Here is a 15,286-nt window from a genome sequence, read left to right as displayed (position 1 = left end):
GCGGGTATGACCCACTGGGAGGGAAAACGCAAGGACGCTGGACGAAAACGCTAAGTCGGATGAACTACACTGTCCGCCTCGTGAGCCCAGCCCTCCTCCTGGTGGTACTCCTGACGACCGGCCAGCAGCAAGGTGGGACCCCGACCCGAGAATGCTGGATGTCCTGCCAGCGGCACGTGACGGACGCGGCCTTGCGCGCTCGGACCTGCGGCAGCTGCCTGCCGGGAGGCCGCGTGGATTCCTGGGTGCAGGGCCTGGCGGGGCAGCGGCCCATTCCTCGTGCGCCGCTCGTCTCCGCCATGAAGGATCCGGACTGGCGGGTGAGGTGGGCGGCGGTGCGCGCGGATGCCAGGCGTCAGGGCGTCACGGATCGCCGGGCCCTGGCGGATTGGGTCATGGCGGAGCCGGTGTCGTCCAACCTGACTGCGTGTCTGACGGCGGCTCGCGCCGCGGCGGAGGCCGGGGCTTCCTCCGCGAAGTTCCTGCGAGATGCCGGACCTCGCGGCGCCAATGCCGCGGCCCGCGTGTGGGGGCGGCGGGAGGCCATTCGCGAAGCGCTGGAGCTGGAGCTGTACGCGGAGGACCTGGCGGTTCGGAGCTCGGCGCTGGCCCACCTGGCCGGGTTCCTGGGCCGCAAGCCCGCACGCGTCCTGCTGGACGCCATGGCCACGCGGCCGGAGAGCGTGGATGCGGTCAGCGCCAGCGCGCTCAAGGTGGTGGCGGGGCGCAGCCGGTCGTCGGTGGGGCGGATGCTGCTGGACGAGGCGAAGCCCGCGGAGGAGGCGCGCATCAACCGGCTCTTCGCTGTGTATTCGAAGGAGCTGGAGGGGATGCAGCCGGAGCTGACCGTGGCGGATCCACTCCAGCGCCGACGCGCGGTGGAGTCGTTGCGGGTGTATGGGCCGCTGGCGATGCGGGAGCTGGAGCGGGCGCTCGGCGATTCCGACCGGTGGGTGCGCCGGGATGCGGCGCGGGCGCTGGCCGATGCGGAAGGCGTCCCGCTGCGCACGGCGGCGGAGCGGCGCATCGAGTCGAGTGACGCGATGCAGGCGCGGCCGTGGCTGGAGGCCATGGCGAGGGAGAAGGGGTGTGCGGCCTTCTTCCTGGGGATGGCTCGGGACCAGGCGCTGGCCGCGTCCGTCCGAGGCGCTGCGTTGGCACAGCTGGCGGACTGTAGCGAGGGGGCTCGGGATAGGGTGTCCTCGGTGGAGCCGTTCCTTGCAGATGAGCAGCCGCTGCTTCGCGCGGGGGCCGTGCGGGCCTTGAGCGGTTTGACGACGCGGCACCCAGGCGTGTCAGAGGCCACCTCGCGTGCGCTGGGGGATGGGGCTCCCGAGGTGGTGAGCGCTGCACTGGAGTTGCTGACGCTTCAGCGGCAGACGTCCCGGGGCGATGATGCCGCGATGCTGCTGGAGTCGGACCATGCGGTGGTGCGCGCCGCTGCCGCCGAGGCGCTGGAGCAGATTGGGCGCGCTTCGCACGTGAAGGCGCTGGCGGGGTGCCTGCGGGCGGATGCGGAGGCCGCTGTGCGGGTGGCCGCGGCAACGGCCCTGGGCCGGATTGGTGGAGCGCAGGCCGCGGCCGCGCTGTCGGACGCAGCGGCGCGCGATCCGGACTCCCATGTGAAGCACGTGTCGCGCGAGGCGCTGCGGAGGCTGGGCTTCGGTCAGTAGGGGGCGGGGAGGGCCCGCGCCCGAAACTCAGAGCCCGCTGATGGCCTTCGCGTCCACGCGGTTCCGGCCCGCGCGCTTGGCCCGGTACAGGTACTTGTCCGCCGCGGCGATGAGGTCCTCGGGCTGGGAGAAGTCCGAGTCCAGCAGCGTGGCCACGCCCAGGCTGATGGTCACCTTGATGGGCGTGCCACTGAAGACGAAGTCGGCCTTGTCCACGGCGTACCGGCAGCGCTCCGCGCACGCCAGGGCCTGGTCCTCGGCGGACTCGCGCAGCATCAGCGCGAACTCCTCGCCGCCGTAGCGCGCGAGCAAGTCCTCGGTGCGCACCGTGTCGCTCACCCGCTGGGCGATGCGCGTCAGCACGTAGTCACCGGCCGGGTGGCCATACGCGTCGTTGATCTTCTTGAAGTGGTCCACGTCGAAGAGGACCAGCGACAGCGGCACCCGGTGGCGCAGGCAGTAGCTGAACTCCTTGCGCACCGTCTCCAGGAAGTACTTCTTGTTGTAGACGCGGGTGAGGCCGTCACGCGTGGCGGACTCATAGATGCTGCGCTGGTACTGCTCCTCCAGCGCGTCCTGGATGGAGAACTTGAGGACGGTGTTGGAGCCGATCTGGATCTTGTCGCCGTCGTAGAGCGGGGCGGCGTTGACCTTCAGGCCGTTGAGGTACGTCCCGTTGGTGCTGGCCAGGTCCACCAGCTGGAACCGGCCGTCTCCCAGCGCCACCACCTTGGCGTGCTTGCGGGAGATGCCGTCATCCTCGACCTGGAATTGCGCCTCGGAGCTGCGCCCCAGGACGACCTCGGAGCGGTCCAGCTTGAACATGCGCCCGATGCCCGCCGCGGACTTGGCGCTGATGACGATCAGATAGGCACTCTGCTGCTGGGCACTGCCCAGCAGGTCCGAAATCGAATGGACGGAAGTTTTCTCCTCGGACATCGCGGCACCCATCTTACGGGCCGCCTTTTCGCGGCGGCAAGCATACTGCCCGACTCTCCACTACTCTCCTCGGGACCGCCGGGTGGCGGGGGGGCTGGCGGGGGCCTCCGGGGCGACTGTCGGCCTTCCGACGGTCAATTCTCCGGCCACCGGGCCCTGGATGTAGCGTGCCAGGGCCCCGGACGCGCCGGAGTGGTAGGCCAGCCCCTGCATCAGCTTCACCAGGGCCGCCGACGGCGTCATGTCCGCGCCGCCCATCGCCCCGGCCTCCAATGCCGCCGCCCCGGACTCATACAGGGAGAGGTCCACGCCATTCCGGTGCGCCTGGCTCACCACCACTACCGGGACGCCCCGCTCGCGCGCCTGGAGGAAGAGGGGCTTCAGCGAGCGCCCCAGCTCCGGGGCGATTGGGAAGTTGCCCGCCCCGTAGGCCTCCAGCACCAGTCCCCGGACGTGCGGTAGCAACTGGAGAGGCAGCGCCGGGTCCAGCCCCGGGTATACCTTGAGGAGGAAGACCTTGGGGTCCAACCGCTCATAGAGGCGGAAGGCCCCGCGGGGCTTGAGGCCCGGCTCGAAGGTGGTGTCCACGCCCAGGGTGCCCAGCACGGGGAAGTTGGGGCTGTCGAAGGCGTCGTACTCGGACACCTTCACCTTGCGGGCCCGGTTGCCCCGGTACAGGCGCGAGTCGAAGCAGATGGTGACCTCGCGGGGGCCCTGCAGCGCCGACAGCACCGCGTCGATGAGGTTGAGCCGCGCGTCCGAGCGAATCTTGCCCAGCGGCCGCTGCGACCCCGTCAACACCACGGGGCAGGGCGGGTTGCGCAACATGAAGGAGAGGGCGCTCGCGGTGTATGCGAGCGTGTCCGTGCCATGGGTCACCACGGCCCCGTCGAAGTGGGGCAGGCGCGCATGGAGGTGCGCGGCCATCCGGCTCCAGAGCTCCGGCTGCATCTCCGAGCTGTCCAGGTTGCTGAACAGCTCCAGCTCGATGTCAGCCAGCTCGAACAGCTCCGGCACGCGGGCCTTGAGTGTCTTGAAGAAGGCCGCGGGCTTCAGGGCGGACGGGCGCCCCCCGGCCATTCCGAGCGTACCCCCGGTATGCAACAGCAGGACTCTGGGCATGATGAACAGGCGCTTCCCTGCCAAGGCTGGCGTTGCTTTACAAGCCCCGCGCGCATCGCTAAGACCCGCCGCGTGCTCCTTTCCTGCTGGAAGCGTGTCGTTCCCCTGCTGGCCGCCGCGGTCCTGACGGCCTCGGGGTGCAAGAATCCCGAGAGCGCGGCCCCGACGGGGGGGCAGTCGGCGTCGCCCGCCCCGGCCCCGCAGGCTCCCGCCGCTCCGGCCCCGGCCGAGCCGGCCGCCGCGCCCATGGACCCGGCCGCAGCCGTGTCGGGCATCCCGGGCATGGACTTCTCCTCGCTGTCGCCCACGGCGAAGCGGGAGTTGGGCACGGTCTTCAATGACGAGTTCTGCTACTGCGGCTGCCCCCACACGCTGGGCGCCTGTCTGAAGTCGCACACTCCCTGCAAGCACGCCCGGCGCATGGCGCAGCTGGCCGCGCGCAGGGTGTCGGAGGGAAGCCCGGCCACCGAGGTCATCCTCTCCCTGTCGACGTACTACTCCGCCTTCCGCGACCCGCGGGCGCAGTTCAAGGTGGATGACCGGATGTGCATGGGCCCGGCCGGCGCGCCGGTGACGGTGGTGGAGTTCTCCGACTTCGAGTGCCCGTATTGCGCCAAGGCCCGCCCGGTGCTGGAGGCCTTCGCCAAGAAGCACGCGCAGCAGGTGCGCTTCTGCTACCTGCCGTTCCCCCTGTCCATGCACCCCAACGCGAAGGCGGCCGCCCAGGCGGCGCTGTGGGCGCGGGACCAGGGCAAGTTCTGGCAGATGCACGACGCGCTCTTCGAGCACCAGTCCAACCTCAAGCCAGATGCGATTGCCGCCCTGGCGACGTCGCTGGGCCTGGATGGCGCGAAGCTGGCGGCGCTGCTGAAGACGGACGCGTATAAGGAAGAGCTGGACGGCTACCGCGGCCAGGGCCGCGCGGCGGGCATCGGCGGCACGCCCTCCGTGTACTTCAACGGACGCGCGCTGGACCTGTCCTTCGTGGAGGCGGAGATGCTGTCGCACAGCCTGGAAGACGAGCTGGAGTGGTCCGCCAACAAGAACGCCTGGGCGGCTGACTGACGCCGCCATGACACCCCGCTTCCGCATCGACGCGTCGGCGCAGCTCGTCCCCGAGGACCGGCATGTGCCCTCACCGCTGGCGGGACGCTCGGGGACGTACGCGCTGATGGCGACGGCGCCCGACCTGCTGGTGTTCTCCCGCACGCCCGCGGAGGGCGGCTCCATCCCGGCGCCGCGCGTGGTGCTGGCGGGGGACGCGGGCGGCTTCCCGCTGTCGGACCTCATCGCCTTCCTCAGCCAGTCGCGCTGGAGCGGCGTGGTGCGCGTCCACTCGCCGGGCGGAGAGCGCTCCGTCACCCTGCGCGAGGGTGAGGTGCGCGGCGCCTCCTCCGACGACCCGGCCGACCGGCTGGGCGAGGTGCTGGTGCGGATGGGCTATGTGGAGCGCGCCCAGGTGGAGGCGGCGCTGCGCGAGCAACCGCCCTCCAAGGTGGGGCGCTCGCTGGTGGAGAAGGGGCTGCTCAAGTCGCACGACCTCTTCAAGTGCGTCACCCACCAGGTGAGCGAAATCTTCCATGCCATCGTCCTGTGCCGGGAGGGGAACTTCTTCCTCATCGACCAGCCGGTGGAGGACAAGTCCGGTCACATCATCCAGCTGTCCACGCAGAGCCTGCTGATGGACAGCATCCGGAAGATTGACGAGATGGCGCACTTCCGGAAGCGCATCCCCCACGGCCGGCTGTACGTGACGCGCAAGCGCGCCTCGGACGGCAAGCTGGAGGAGGACGAGGACCGGGTGCTGGGCCTGCTCGACGGCCGGCGCACGATTCTGGAGCTGGGGCACGCAGCGCGCCTGTCGGAGTTCGACATCACCAAGGTGGTCTTCCGCCTGCTGGAGGGCGGCTTCGCCTCGGTGACGGACAAGCCGCTGATGGTTCCTGGCCCGGGCGTCCCGACGCCGATTCCCCAGCCGGCCGAGCGCACGGCGCAGGCTCCGGCCCGCTCGCCCGCGCGTCCGGTGGTGACGGTGGATCCGCGCCCGGTGGCCCGCGTCTTCAACTTCATCTTCCGGGAGATTCGCGACGAGGTGGCCAAGCAGGGCATGGATCGCGAGTTCATCGCCGCGGCCAACGCGGCCCTCTCCGGTCAGGGCCTGTCGTCGTCGCCGGTGCTGGAGGGGCTGGCCTTCGCTCCGGACGGCAGCCTCCCGGAAAACAAGCTCATCGAGAGCTTCGAGCGCCACCGCGCGCAGCTGGGCAGTGAGCCCCTGGCGACCTTCAGGCAGGCGCTCAGCGACATGATGTTCTTCCTGCTCTTCCAGGCCGGTGAGTTGCTGGAGTCTCGCGCGGACGAGGACCTGGCCCGCCGCGTGAAGGAACTGTTGTCCACGCTCGAGGCATCGTGACGGATTCTGGTTGGCCGCGCCTGACGGCGGAGGTGCCCGGCTGTGGGGGCGCCTTCAAGCTGGTTCCCGAGGACTTCGAGGTCGAGGAGGTTCCCGCCTACCTGCCTTCCGGCGAGGGCGAGCACCTCTACCTCTGGGTGGAGAAGCGGGGCCGTGACACGCGCGAGCTGGTGCGCGCGCTGGCCGCGTCGCTGGGCGTGTCCGAGGACGACATCGGCGTGGCGGGGATGAAGGACCGGCACGCCATCACCCGGCAGCTGGTGTCCGTGCCCGCGCGCGCCGAGCCGAAGGTGCCGGAGTTCGCCCTGGACGGCGTCCAGGTGCTGTGGACGAAGCGCCACGGCAACAAGCTCCGCACCGGGCACCTGCGGGGCAACCGCTTCCGCCTGCGCCTGCGCGACGTGAAGGATTCCGGCGCGGCGCGGGAGACGTTCTCCCGGCTGGTGGCGCAGGGCGTGCCCAACTACTTCGGCGAGCAGCGCTTCGGCCGGGCAGGGGATAACGCCGACCTGGGCCGGTTGCTGGTGCTGGGCCAGCGGCTGCCGAAGCGGCCGGACCGTTTCCAGCGCAAGCTGTACCTGTCCGCCTTCCAGTCGCGCCTCTTCAACCAGGCGCTGGCGGCGCGGCTGCACGCGGGGACGCTGGCCACCGCGCTCGCCGGCGACGTGCTGCGCAAGGAGGAGACGGGCGGCCTCTTCGTGTGCGAGTCACCCGAGGTGGACGGCCCCCGCGTGGCCGCCTTCGAGGTGAGCCCGGCAGGCCCGCTCTTCGGGCCGAAGATGACGGCCTCCGCCGGAGCCGTGGCCGAGCTCGAGGCGCGGCTGCTGACGGAAGCGGGCGTCACGCCGGAGGACTTCAAGCGCGGCGGTGGTGAGACGGAAGGCAGCCGCCGCCCCTACCGCGTCCGCCTGGGCTCGCCCGAGCTGACCGTGGAGAAGACGGCGGACGGCGAGGACCTCTGGCTCACCTTCGAGCTGCCTCGGGGCGCGTATGCCACCGAGGTCCTCCACGAGCTGCTCAAGGACGGCTGAGCCCCGAAACGACGACGCCTCCGCGGGCGCGAGGCCCCGGAGGCGTCTGGTGCGTCGTGCCCCGGCCAGGTGCGGCCGGGGCAGGGCGGCTGCTACTCCGCCACCTTGAACTCGGTCCGGCGGTTCATCGCGCGGCCCGTCTTGGTGCTGTTGGGGGCAATGGGCTGCGTCTCGCCAAAGCCCACGGCCTGGACGCGGCCCGGGTCGATGCCGCGGCGGATGAGCTGCGCCATGACCGCGTCCGCACGGCGCTGGGACAGCCGCAGGTTGGAGGCGTCATTGCCCATCGAGTCGGTGTGGCCCTCGATGCGGATGCGCTTGATCCACGGCGCGTCGCGCAGGGCCTGCGCCACGTCGTCGAGCACCGCGGTGCTCTGCTTGCCGTAGATCTTGTGCGAGCCGGAGCTGAAGAGGATCTGCTTCTTGATTTCAATCCGGTCGCGCTTGATGACGACCATCTTGTACTGCTTGGCGCAGCCGCGCTCCTCCTGGACGCCCGGCTCCTCGGGGCACGCATCCAGCCGGTCCACGATGCCGTCACCGTCGGTGTCCTTGTCCGGGCAGCCGCCATTCTCCGCCGGGCCGGCGTCGTTCGGGCACTTGTCCTGGACGTCCGGCGTACCGTCGCCGTCATTGTCCAGGTCGGGGCAGCCGTCCTCGTCCTGGAAGCCGTCCTTGTCCTCGGGCTCGTCCGGGCACTTGTCGTCCACGTCGAGGATGCCGTCACCGTCCTTGTCGACGATGGGGCAGCCCAGGTTCTGCATGGGGCCGGCCTCGTTGGGGCACTTGTCGGCCGTGTCGACGATGCCGTCGCCGTCATTGTCCAGGTCGGGGCAGCCGTCCTCGTCCTGGAAGCCGTCCTTGTCCTCGGCCTGGTCGGGGCACTTGTCCTCGTTATCGGGGATGCCGTCGCCGTCGCGGTCCTTGGGCGCCTCGGCCGGGCAGCCCTGATTCTCCGGCACGCCAGGGGTGAGCGGGCACTTGTCGTTGCCGTCCAGCACGCCGTCGTTGTCGTTGTCCGGGTCGGGGCAGCCGTCCTCGTCCTGGAACCCGTCCATGTCCTCGGCCTGGTCGGGGCAGGGGTCGTCCTTGTCCAGGATGCCGTCGCCGTCGCTGTCCGTCTCCTCGATACGGACCACCACCTGCGGCTGTTGCGGCTGCTGGGGCTGTTGCGGCTGCGAGGCCTCCGGCCGGTCGCGGACCAGCACCTGGCGCGGGCCACAGTTCTTGGAGAGCTCCAGCGCGCGGTTCACCGCGGCGTCGGCGGTGCGCGCGTGGGTGTCGGCGCGGCCGCTGTTGCCCTGGCTCAGCTCGCCACGGGCGAAGTCGAGGTGGGCCTCGGCGGTGGCCAACTCCACGGGCGCGCAGCGCAGGGCGCCGCTACGGCGGGCGCGCTCCACGTTGGCCGAGAGCACCTCCGTGTCCGCGCGAATCTTGCTGCCGCTGACACAGGAGAGGGAGAAGAGGAGGGGAAGCAGCGTGACCAGGGAAGGACGCGTCATCGGGAAGCGCTCGGTCATCACGGGTTCGGAGTACGGCCGCCGGGCTCGGTGCTTCCGGCCACAGCCATGGCCTTCTCGCGGGCCTCGTTGGCGTAGCGGGAGGCCTTCACGGCGAAGTCAACGCCGGCTTGATAGTCGGAGTACCCCACCTCCTCGCGGGCCTTGCCGATGTACAGGTTGGCGGCGGTCCACTCGTAGGGCGCGAGCTTCTCCGCCCCGGCGGTGCGCGCGGCCTGAATCTGCACTTCAGCGTCCAGGATATTCGCGGTGGACTTCACGGGGCCGCACGCGGTGAGCGTCCCCGACACCGCCACCAACGCCATCATCTTCTTCATAGGGTGGCGCCTTGAGAGAGAGGTGAAACCTCGCGGTCGTATCAATCGCCCCCTGGAGGGTCAAGAATCGGGCAGACGTGCCGGCCGGGGGACCGGGCATGTGGCGGGACTTTGACGGCCGGCGCCGCCCTTGCCATCGTCGGGGGCCCGTGCCTCCGTCCGTCCGCCTCGTCCTCCTGCTCTCGCTGCTCCTCCCCTGGACCGCCCTGTCCGGACCGGCGTCCGCCGCCAAGCGGAACTCCCGGCGCGCGGACACGGACGCGGTCATCCAGACCGTGGTGCAGGGGGGCGCCGTCCCCGCGGCCGTCTCCCGCTTGCGTTTCCTGCGCGAGGAGGCCTACGCGGCCCGGGAAATCGCCACCACGCTGCGCACCGTCCACGAGGAGCGGCTGCGCCGCAACCTCACCGCGGTGCTGGCGGGGCTGGGAACGCGCGCCGCCGAGCCCACCCTCGCGGGTCTGGCGTCGGACGAGGACAGCGCGGTGCGGATGTACGCCGCGCAGGGCCTGGCGAAGCTCAACAGCCGGCTCACCCAGGTGCTGGTGCCGCTGCTGGAGGACAAGAGCAGCGGGGTCCGCCGCGAGGCGGCGCGGGCCCTGGGCGCCTCGCGAAATCCGAAGATGGGCGTCCTGCTGGTGAAGACCGCCCGGAAGGAGCCGGAGCTGGAGGTGCGAGCGGCCCTGCTCGCCGCCGCGGGGGAGGCCGGGGACGCCAAGCAGGCGCCGGCCCTCAAGGAGTTCCTCGCCAGCGATTCGGAGAGCACCCGCTTCGCGGCGGCGCGCGGCCTGTGCCGGCTGGGCTCGCCGGAGGGCTTCGCCTTCGCGGGCAAGCTGCTCGGCTCGGACGACCGCTTCGTGCGCCGGCAGGGCCTGGAGCTCTACGAAGGCGTCAGCGCGAAGAAGGCTTCGCCCGCGCTCAAGCCGCTGCTGGAGGACAAGGACCGCGCGCTGGCCGCCAGCGCCGCCCGCATCCTCCACGAGGGCGGGGACGCGTCGATGCTGGAGTGGCTGGTGCTGGCGTCGTGGAACGCGAAGTCCGACGAGAAGCTCGCGTACGAGCGGGAGCTGGAGACGCTCCAACTGCGTGACGACCGGCGCAAGGCCATCCTCCGCAAGGCGGGTGTCGCGCAATGAACGTCGTCGCGGTCCTGGCCGCGGCCCTGCTGTCGCAGGCGCCCGCGGCCCCCACGCCCTCGGAGGACGTGGACGCCCGGCCCGGTGCCGAGGCGCTTCTGGAATCGCCCTCGGCGTCCAAGCAGCTCGCCACGGCCCGGCCGGTGAAGCCCAATGGCTGGGTGGGGCTCAGCGCGGAGGCGCGCGCCGCGCTCGTGTCGGAGGACGCGGACGCGCCGCTGGCGGGGCGGCTGCTGCGGATGAGCGAGCGCTTCATCAACACTCCCTATGTCCTGTCGCCGCTGGGCGAGGGCCAGGGCGTGGACCCCGACCCCACCTTCCGGCTGGACGCGGTGGACTGTCTCACCTTCGTGGAGCAGTCGATGGCGCTGAGCCTCGCGGGCAGCGAGGACGAGGTGGCGCCGCTGCTCGAGCGCATCCGCTACGCGAGCGCGCCCACCTATGAAGACCGCAACCACCTCATGGAGGCGCAGTGGCTGCCCAACAACATCCGCAAGGGCTTCCTGTCGGACGTGACGCGGCGCTACGCGGGGGATGACGCCGTCACGGTGACGAAGTCACTGACGAAGGTCACCTGGCAGTCGCGCTCGTCGCAGGCGCTGGGCCTGCCCAAGGCGCAGCAGGTGGTGGGCACGTACCCGCTGAACATGCTGCCCCTGGAGCGGGTGATGGCGCACGCGCGCGACATCCCCTCGGGCACCATCCTGGTGGTGATGCGCGAGGACCTGCCGCTGAAGGCCACCCGCATCACCCACCTGGGCTTCGTGGTGCAGCGCAAGAAGCGCACGTACCTGCGCCACGCCTCACGCGGCGGCTACAACCGCGTGGTGGACGAGGACCTGGAGACGTTCCTGGCCCGCAACGGCCGCTACTCGAAGTGGAAGGTGACGGGCGTCAGCCTCTTCGAGCCGCGCCGCCCCGATATGGCGAGCGGCGGCTCGGTGGCGCGCCCGGTGCCCTGAGCGCGTTCAGTAGGCCGGTGGCGGCGCGGCGGGGGATTCGGTCTCCCGCTCCTCGGCCTCGGCGGCGGGGGATTCGGTCTCCCGCTCCTCGGCCTCGGCGGCGGCCGCGGCCTCGTCGTTGGTGGCCAGCTCCCGCAGGCGCTCCTGCTCAATCAGCGTCGTGGCCCGGACCTGCTGGTCGGCGGGGACGTGGATTTCCCACCAGGGCAGCACGTTGCCGGTGGTCAGCTTGTCCACGACGCCCGAGCGGCCAGCGCGCACCAGGACGGGGATGTGCGCGTCCTGGAGGAGCTGCGCGTAGACCTCGGCGGTGAAGGGGTCCTCCGCGGAGCCGGCCCGGACGAAGACGCGGGTATCCAGCTCATGCGGGAGCGGCAGCCCCCTGCTGCGCATCTCCTCCGCGCTCACGAGGAGCGGGTTGCCTGGACAGTCAGCGCACGCGTTGACGCCGTCCTGATACTCGGAGCCGCACCTCGCACAGTATTTCATCGCCGTCCCTCCTGCCCGTGGGTGTCTGGAGGGAAATAGTAGGTCTGGGTTCCGTGGACGGCACCCAGGGCCCGTCACTTTGTTCAGTGTCGCGCTTCGTCGCCCAGCCTGCACACCGCGGCGCTGAGGCGCTCTACGTCGATGGGCTTGCGCAGCACCACGTCACAGTGTTCGGAGCCCTGCACCTGTGTGTAACCGGACACGAGGATGACGCGGGCCCGGGGTTCGCGCTCCTTGACCTTCTGCGCGAGCTCGGTGCCGCACATGCCTGGGAGGGATTCGTCCGTCACCACCACGTCCGGGTGCTCGGCCTCGAACATCTTGAGGCCGGCCAGGCCATCCGTGGCCGTCTTCACGTCGAACTCCGACTCCAGCAGCTCCGCCAGCAGCTCCCGGCTGTCCCCGTCGTCCTCGACCAGCAAGACCTTGATTCGTTCGGCGCCCATGCCCTTGAGAAACCCGCGCGGCGGTGGGGATTCGTCCTTCCCGGATGCGAGCGCTTCGCTGCCCAGCCGGCCGGAGAGCAGGGGAGCGCCATGGGGGCTCCATGAATAGGGAGGGGGTGGCTCACCACCGGGCGTCAGGCTGCCCATCTTTGGGCTCGGAGGAAATGCCATGAAGGTGTTGCTGCGTGGAGTGCACCTGAACCTGTCGGATGCTCTCAAGTCGTATGTCGACGAACACCTGGTGCGCCATATCGAGCGGTTCGCGGATGACGAGGCAGCGGAAATCGACATCTCGCTGGTGGACACCAACGGGCCCAAGGGCGGCATGGACAAGGAATGCCGGGTCACGGTGCGACTGCCCGGGCTCTCCTCGGTGCATGTGACGGAGACGGCGGACTCGTTGTTCCCCGCCATCGACGCATCGCGTGACCGGTTGGAGACGAGCCTCAAGCGCATGCTGGGGAAGCGGCGCGATGTCCACACCAACGGCCTGCCCGAGGACGTGGCGGCCGACGTTCCCACCTATTAATCGCGGTTGGCGGCGGCAAGAGCCCGGCCTTCCAGGTCGTACACCTGGCGGCCGGGCTTGTCTTGTCCAGTGCCCGAATCTTGCTGGGGCCGAACGGTGAACGCTATAAGCGGAACCCTTCAACCTCGGGCTAAAAGGACGGCGATGGTCCGCCTCAAGTTCCTCGTCTTCGCATTCCTGGTCATCGGACTGGGCGTTGCTCATCTGCCGATGCTGTCGGGACCGCTGCGCGAGCGCGCCGTCGCCGGAGCATCGGCCCAGGCTTCCGCGGGCGCCGCCGAGGTGGCGCGCCGTGTGGATTCTCGTCGTGCCGAAGTGCAGTCGCTGGCGCTGAAGCTCGCGGCCATGCCGGAAGTGGTGTCCGCCGCCGCGCCGCCGCTTCCGGAGCAGCCCGCGCCGCGCAACCAGCGCGAGCGTGAGCGCGTCGAGGTGGATGCCGCCGCCGCCCGCGCCTTCACCGCCGAGCGCTTCGCCGCGGTGCGCAGCGCCGTCGAAGCCTTGATTCCCCAGGAACTCAAGGGCGCGGTGGTGGCCGTGGTCGCCCAGGACACGCAGTTCCACGCGGTGGCCGGGGCCGAGCCGTCCTCGGACGCGGCGAAGCTGGACGTGGTGAGCCTCGTCAAGTCCGGGGCCAGAGTGGTGGATGCCTTCGGTGCGCCGCATGCGTTCGCCGCGGTGCCGCTGGCGTGGACCGCCGGGTCGCCGGCGGTGACGCTGGTGCTGGGTGCGCCGCTGCTGGACGAGGGCGGGCTGGAGGCCGCCGTCCAGGCGTCGGGCGTGGCCGCGCTGGCGCTGGTGAAGGGCGACGCGCTGGCGGGCGTCGCCGGTCCGCAGAAGCTGCTGGCGGAAGGCTCGCTGACGAAGGTCGCCGCGGATGCATCGGGTGTGGTGCTGAGCACCGGCAAGTTCCTGGAGCTGGGCCCAGTGGCGCTGCCCGTCTTCACCCAGGATGATCCCCTGGGCGGGAACGCGCCGTTGATGGTGGGCTCGCGCCGCGCGCTGGCCAGCACGCCGCTGGAGGTGCTCGCCATCGCCAGCACGCAGCCGGTGCTGGGCACGCTGGCCGCGTATCAGCAGAACGCGCTGTTCGCCCTGGCGGGCCTGCTGGGCCTGAGCCTCCTCTGGACGCTGATGATGGGCTCCGGCCGCAAGGCGGCTGACGCGGAGGCGTCCAGTGGCAGCTCGGACACGCTGAGCCTGTCGGCCGCCATGGCCGCGGTGCCTGCTCCGGCCGCTGTCACGCAGCCGCCGGCCGCTCCGGCGCCTGCCGCGGACCCGTTCGCCTTCGCCCCGCCGCCCGCGGCTCCGGCGCCTGCCGCGGACCCGTTCGCTTTCGCGCCGCCGCCGGCCGCTCCGGCGCCCGCCGCGGACCCGTTCGCCTTTGCCCCCCCGGCCCCCGCGCCCGCCGCCGACCCGTTCGCTTTCGCGCCGCCGCCGGCCGCTCCGGCCCCCGCGCCCGCCGCCGACCCGTTCGCGCTGCAGGCGCCGCCGCCGTCGGGAGACCCGTTCGCGATGTCGCCCCCGGCGCAGGCGCCCCTGGGCGATCCGTTCGCGTTCGCCCCGCCGCCTCCTGCCCCCGCGGCGGCCCCGTTCGCCTTTGCCCCTCCGGCGCCCGCGCCCGCGGCGGACCCCTTCGGCTCGGCCGAGGCGTTCCCGTTCCCCGCGCCGCCGCAGCATCCGCCCGCGCACGCGGGGGCGATGCCGTTCGAGTCCTCGCCCGAGGCCTTCGGTGGGCCCGAGCCGCTGTCGCCCGCGTCCCCTCGCCGGGGTGCGTTCGCCTTCGAGGACCAGCCCACGGCGGCGTACTCGCTGCAGCAGGCGGCGGACCCCTTCGCCCTGGCGGCCTCCCAGGCCGCACCGGACAGCCCGGAGACGACGCGCGTGGCGGCGATTCCGCGCGAACTGCTCCAGGCCAGCGCGCGTCCTCCGACGTCGGACGCCATTCCCATGCCGCCGCCGCGCTCCGCCCCTCAGCCCGCCGCGATTCCGCTGCCGGGCCTGGGCAACTCCGCGGTGGCGCTCACCGACGAGCAGCACTTCCAGGAGGTCTTCCGTGAGTTCCTCACCACCCGTGAACGGTGTGGCGAGGCGGCGGACGGCCTGACGTACGACAAGTTCGTGCAGAAGCTCCGCAAGAACAAGGAGCAGCTCGTCCAGAAGTACGCGTGCAAGACGGTGCGCTTCCAGGTCTACGTGAAGGAAGGCAAGGCGGCCCTCAAGGCCACGCCCGTCAAGGACTGAGCCCGAGCGCGGCCATGGCCGCTGCTGAAGTTCCGAAGGCCCGTGGTCTCCTCGAGAGGCCGCGGGCCTTCTCGTTTCGGACGTTCGCGCGGGCCGCCTTCGGAGCCGGTGGTTATAGAGGCCCGCGGAGGCGGCTCATGCACAACGCGGTCTATCTGGGGATTGCCATCGTGGCCGAGGTAGTGGCGACTTCGGCGCTCAAGAGCTCCAACGGCTTCACGCGGCTGGGGCCGTCCATCCTCGTGGTGCTGGGCTACGGCGTGGCCTTCTTCTGTCTGTCCTTCGCGCTGCGGACCATTCCCACGGGCATCGCCTACGCCATCTGGTCCGGGGCGGGCATCGTCCTCGTCTCCGGCGTGGCGTGGCTCCTTCATGGCCAGCGGTTGGACGTCCCCGCGCTCGTAGGCATCGGGCTCATCCTGGCGGGCGTCATCGTCATCAACACCTTCTCCAAGTCGGCGGCGCACTGAGGCG

At 71.0% G+C, this 15,286-nt stretch carries 15 protein-coding genes; 9 read left to right on the top strand and 6 right to left on the bottom strand.

The genetic code is table 11. From position 1 onward, the window contains the following. Positions 1–59: 59 nt before the first annotated feature. Positions 60–1,673, top strand: a complete 1,614-nt coding sequence (locus tag OZ403_RS27465; RefSeq protein WP_140794322.1) for a HEAT repeat domain-containing protein — start codon at positions 60–62, stop codon at positions 1,671–1,673. A 27-nt stretch (positions 1,674–1,700) separates the two neighbouring features. Here OZ403_RS27465 and OZ403_RS27460 read toward each other — a convergent pair whose 3' ends face one another. Continuing rightward, the gene (locus OZ403_RS27460) at positions 1,701–2,612 is read right to left on the bottom strand and encodes a GGDEF domain-containing protein (RefSeq protein WP_026114337.1); all 912 of its coding nucleotides are present in this window, start codon (positions 2,610–2,612) and stop codon (positions 1,701–1,703) included. Positions 2,613–2,672: 60 nt separating this feature from the next. Beyond that, entirely contained in the window at positions 2,673–3,734 is a 1,062-nt protein-coding gene (locus tag OZ403_RS27455) for an asparaginase (RefSeq protein ID WP_140856236.1), read from the bottom strand. A 72-nt stretch (positions 3,735–3,806) separates the two neighbouring features. Between OZ403_RS27455 and OZ403_RS27450 the strand changes: the two genes are divergently transcribed. From OZ403_RS27450 to truD, 3 genes are read left to right on the top strand one after another with little or no spacing between them, the layout of a single operon-like run. Beyond that, positions 3,807–4,799: a DsbA family protein gene (locus OZ403_RS27450; protein ID WP_268782162.1), complete on the top strand. Its 993-nt coding sequence runs from the start codon at positions 3,807–3,809 to the stop codon at positions 4,797–4,799. Positions 4,800–4,806: 7 nt separating this feature from the next. Further along, positions 4,807–6,144, top strand: coding sequence for a DUF4388 domain-containing protein (locus OZ403_RS27445; protein ID WP_140799469.1), 1,338 nt, complete (start codon positions 4,807–4,809; stop codon positions 6,142–6,144). Beyond that, entirely contained in the window at positions 6,141–7,175 is a 1,035-nt protein-coding gene (gene truD, locus OZ403_RS27440) for a tRNA pseudouridine(13) synthase TruD (protein ID WP_268782161.1), read from the top strand. Before OZ403_RS27445 ends, truD begins: the two co-directional genes overlap by 4 nt. 92 nt (positions 7,176–7,267) lie before the next feature. Here the strand turns inward: truD and OZ403_RS27435 are convergent, their stop codons facing one another. Both OZ403_RS27435 and OZ403_RS27430 read right to left on the bottom strand, forming a co-directional pair. Further along, complete coding sequence (locus OZ403_RS27435) at positions 7,268–8,677, bottom strand: OmpA family protein (protein ID WP_174258902.1); 1,410 nt, start codon at positions 8,675–8,677, stop codon at positions 7,268–7,270. A 17-nt stretch (positions 8,678–8,694) separates the two neighbouring features. Further along, the gene (locus OZ403_RS27430) at positions 8,695–9,012 is read right to left on the bottom strand and encodes a DUF4398 domain-containing protein (protein WP_268782160.1); all 318 of its coding nucleotides are present in this window, start codon (positions 9,010–9,012) and stop codon (positions 8,695–8,697) included. A 77-nt stretch (positions 9,013–9,089) separates the two neighbouring features. Between OZ403_RS27430 and OZ403_RS27425 the strand changes: the two genes are divergently transcribed. Together OZ403_RS27425 and OZ403_RS27420 are read left to right on the top strand one after the other, a co-directional pair. After that, on the top strand, positions 9,090–10,145 hold the full coding sequence (locus OZ403_RS27425) for a HEAT repeat domain-containing protein (protein ID WP_140794316.1): 1,056 nt from the start codon (positions 9,090–9,092) through the stop codon (positions 10,143–10,145). Next, positions 10,142–11,107, top strand: coding sequence for an N-acetylmuramoyl-L-alanine amidase-like domain-containing protein (locus OZ403_RS27420; protein WP_140876562.1), 966 nt, complete (start codon positions 10,142–10,144; stop codon positions 11,105–11,107). The genes OZ403_RS27425 and OZ403_RS27420 overlap by 4 nt, the downstream gene beginning before the upstream one ends. Before the next feature lie 6 nt (positions 11,108–11,113). Here the strand turns inward: OZ403_RS27420 and OZ403_RS27415 are convergent, their stop codons facing one another. Both OZ403_RS27415 and OZ403_RS27410 read right to left on the bottom strand, forming a co-directional pair. Further along, positions 11,114–11,596 carry a hypothetical protein gene (locus tag OZ403_RS27415; RefSeq protein WP_268782159.1) on the bottom strand — a complete coding sequence of 161 codons (483 nt, stop codon included), beginning with the start codon at positions 11,594–11,596 and terminating at the stop codon, positions 11,114–11,116. An 83-nt stretch (positions 11,597–11,679) separates the two neighbouring features. Then, on the bottom strand, positions 11,680–12,042 hold the full coding sequence (locus OZ403_RS27410; RefSeq protein WP_163884322.1) for a response regulator: 363 nt from the start codon (positions 12,040–12,042) through the stop codon (positions 11,680–11,682). Between the two features lie 169 nt (positions 12,043–12,211). Here OZ403_RS27410 and hpf point away from each other — a divergent pair, with 169 nt between their 5' ends. The 3 genes from hpf (at position 12,212) to OZ403_RS27395 (ending at position 15,282) form a co-directional block, all read left to right on the top strand. Beyond that, on the top strand, positions 12,212–12,571 hold the full coding sequence (hpf, locus tag OZ403_RS27405) for a ribosome hibernation-promoting factor, HPF/YfiA family (RefSeq protein WP_090491726.1): 360 nt from the start codon (positions 12,212–12,214) through the stop codon (positions 12,569–12,571). A gap of 144 nt (positions 12,572–12,715) precedes the next feature. Further along, the gene (locus tag OZ403_RS27400) at positions 12,716–14,812 is read left to right on the top strand and encodes an MXAN_5187 family protein (protein ID WP_268782158.1); all 2,097 of its coding nucleotides are present in this window, start codon (positions 12,716–12,718) and stop codon (positions 14,810–14,812) included. Positions 14,813–14,949: 137 nt separating this feature from the next. Continuing rightward, positions 14,950–15,282: an SMR family transporter gene (locus OZ403_RS27395; protein WP_140794312.1), complete on the top strand. Its 333-nt coding sequence runs from the start codon at positions 14,950–14,952 to the stop codon at positions 15,280–15,282. Positions 15,283–15,286 lie beyond the last annotated feature (4 nt).

Origin of the sequence: Myxococcus sp. NMCA1, from assembly GCF_026810205.1 — a bacterium.
Classification (GTDB): Bacteria; Myxococcota; Myxococcia; order Myxococcales; family Myxococcaceae; genus Myxococcus; species Myxococcus xanthus_A.
Note: the sequence above shows the minus strand (reverse complement) of the source record. Positions and strands in the feature narration are given on the sequence as shown.

Coding starts and splice junctions, on each gene's coding strand:
- OZ403_RS27465 (WP_140794322.1), top strand. CDS start 60: ATGAACTACACTGTCCGCCTCGTGAGCCCAGCCCTCCTCCTGGTGGTA.
- OZ403_RS27460 (WP_026114337.1), bottom strand. CDS start 2,612: ATGTCCGAGGAGAAAACTTCCGTCCATTCGATTTCGGACCTGCTGGGC.
- OZ403_RS27455 (WP_140856236.1), bottom strand. CDS start 3,734: ATGCCCAGAGTCCTGCTGTTGCATACCGGGGGTACGCTCGGAATGGCC.
- OZ403_RS27445 (WP_140799469.1), top strand. CDS start 4,807: ATGACACCCCGCTTCCGCATCGACGCGTCGGCGCAGCTCGTCCCCGAG.
- OZ403_RS27435 (WP_174258902.1), bottom strand. CDS start 8,677: ATGACGCGTCCTTCCCTGGTCACGCTGCTTCCCCTCCTCTTCTCCCTC.
- OZ403_RS27430 (WP_268782160.1), bottom strand. CDS start 9,012: ATGAAGAAGATGATGGCGTTGGTGGCGGTGTCGGGGACGCTCACCGCG.
- OZ403_RS27420 (WP_140876562.1), top strand. CDS start 10,142: ATGAACGTCGTCGCGGTCCTGGCCGCGGCCCTGCTGTCGCAGGCGCCC.
- OZ403_RS27415 (WP_268782159.1), bottom strand. CDS start 11,596: ATGAAATACTGTGCGAGGTGCGGCTCCGAGTATCAGGACGGCGTCAAC.
- OZ403_RS27410 (WP_163884322.1), bottom strand. CDS start 12,042: ATGGGCGCCGAACGAATCAAGGTCTTGCTGGTCGAGGACGACGGGGAC.
- hpf (WP_090491726.1), top strand. CDS start 12,212: ATGAAGGTGTTGCTGCGTGGAGTGCACCTGAACCTGTCGGATGCTCTC.
- OZ403_RS27400 (WP_268782158.1), top strand. CDS start 12,716: ATGGTCCGCCTCAAGTTCCTCGTCTTCGCATTCCTGGTCATCGGACTG.
- OZ403_RS27395 (WP_140794312.1), top strand. CDS start 14,950: ATGCACAACGCGGTCTATCTGGGGATTGCCATCGTGGCCGAGGTAGTG.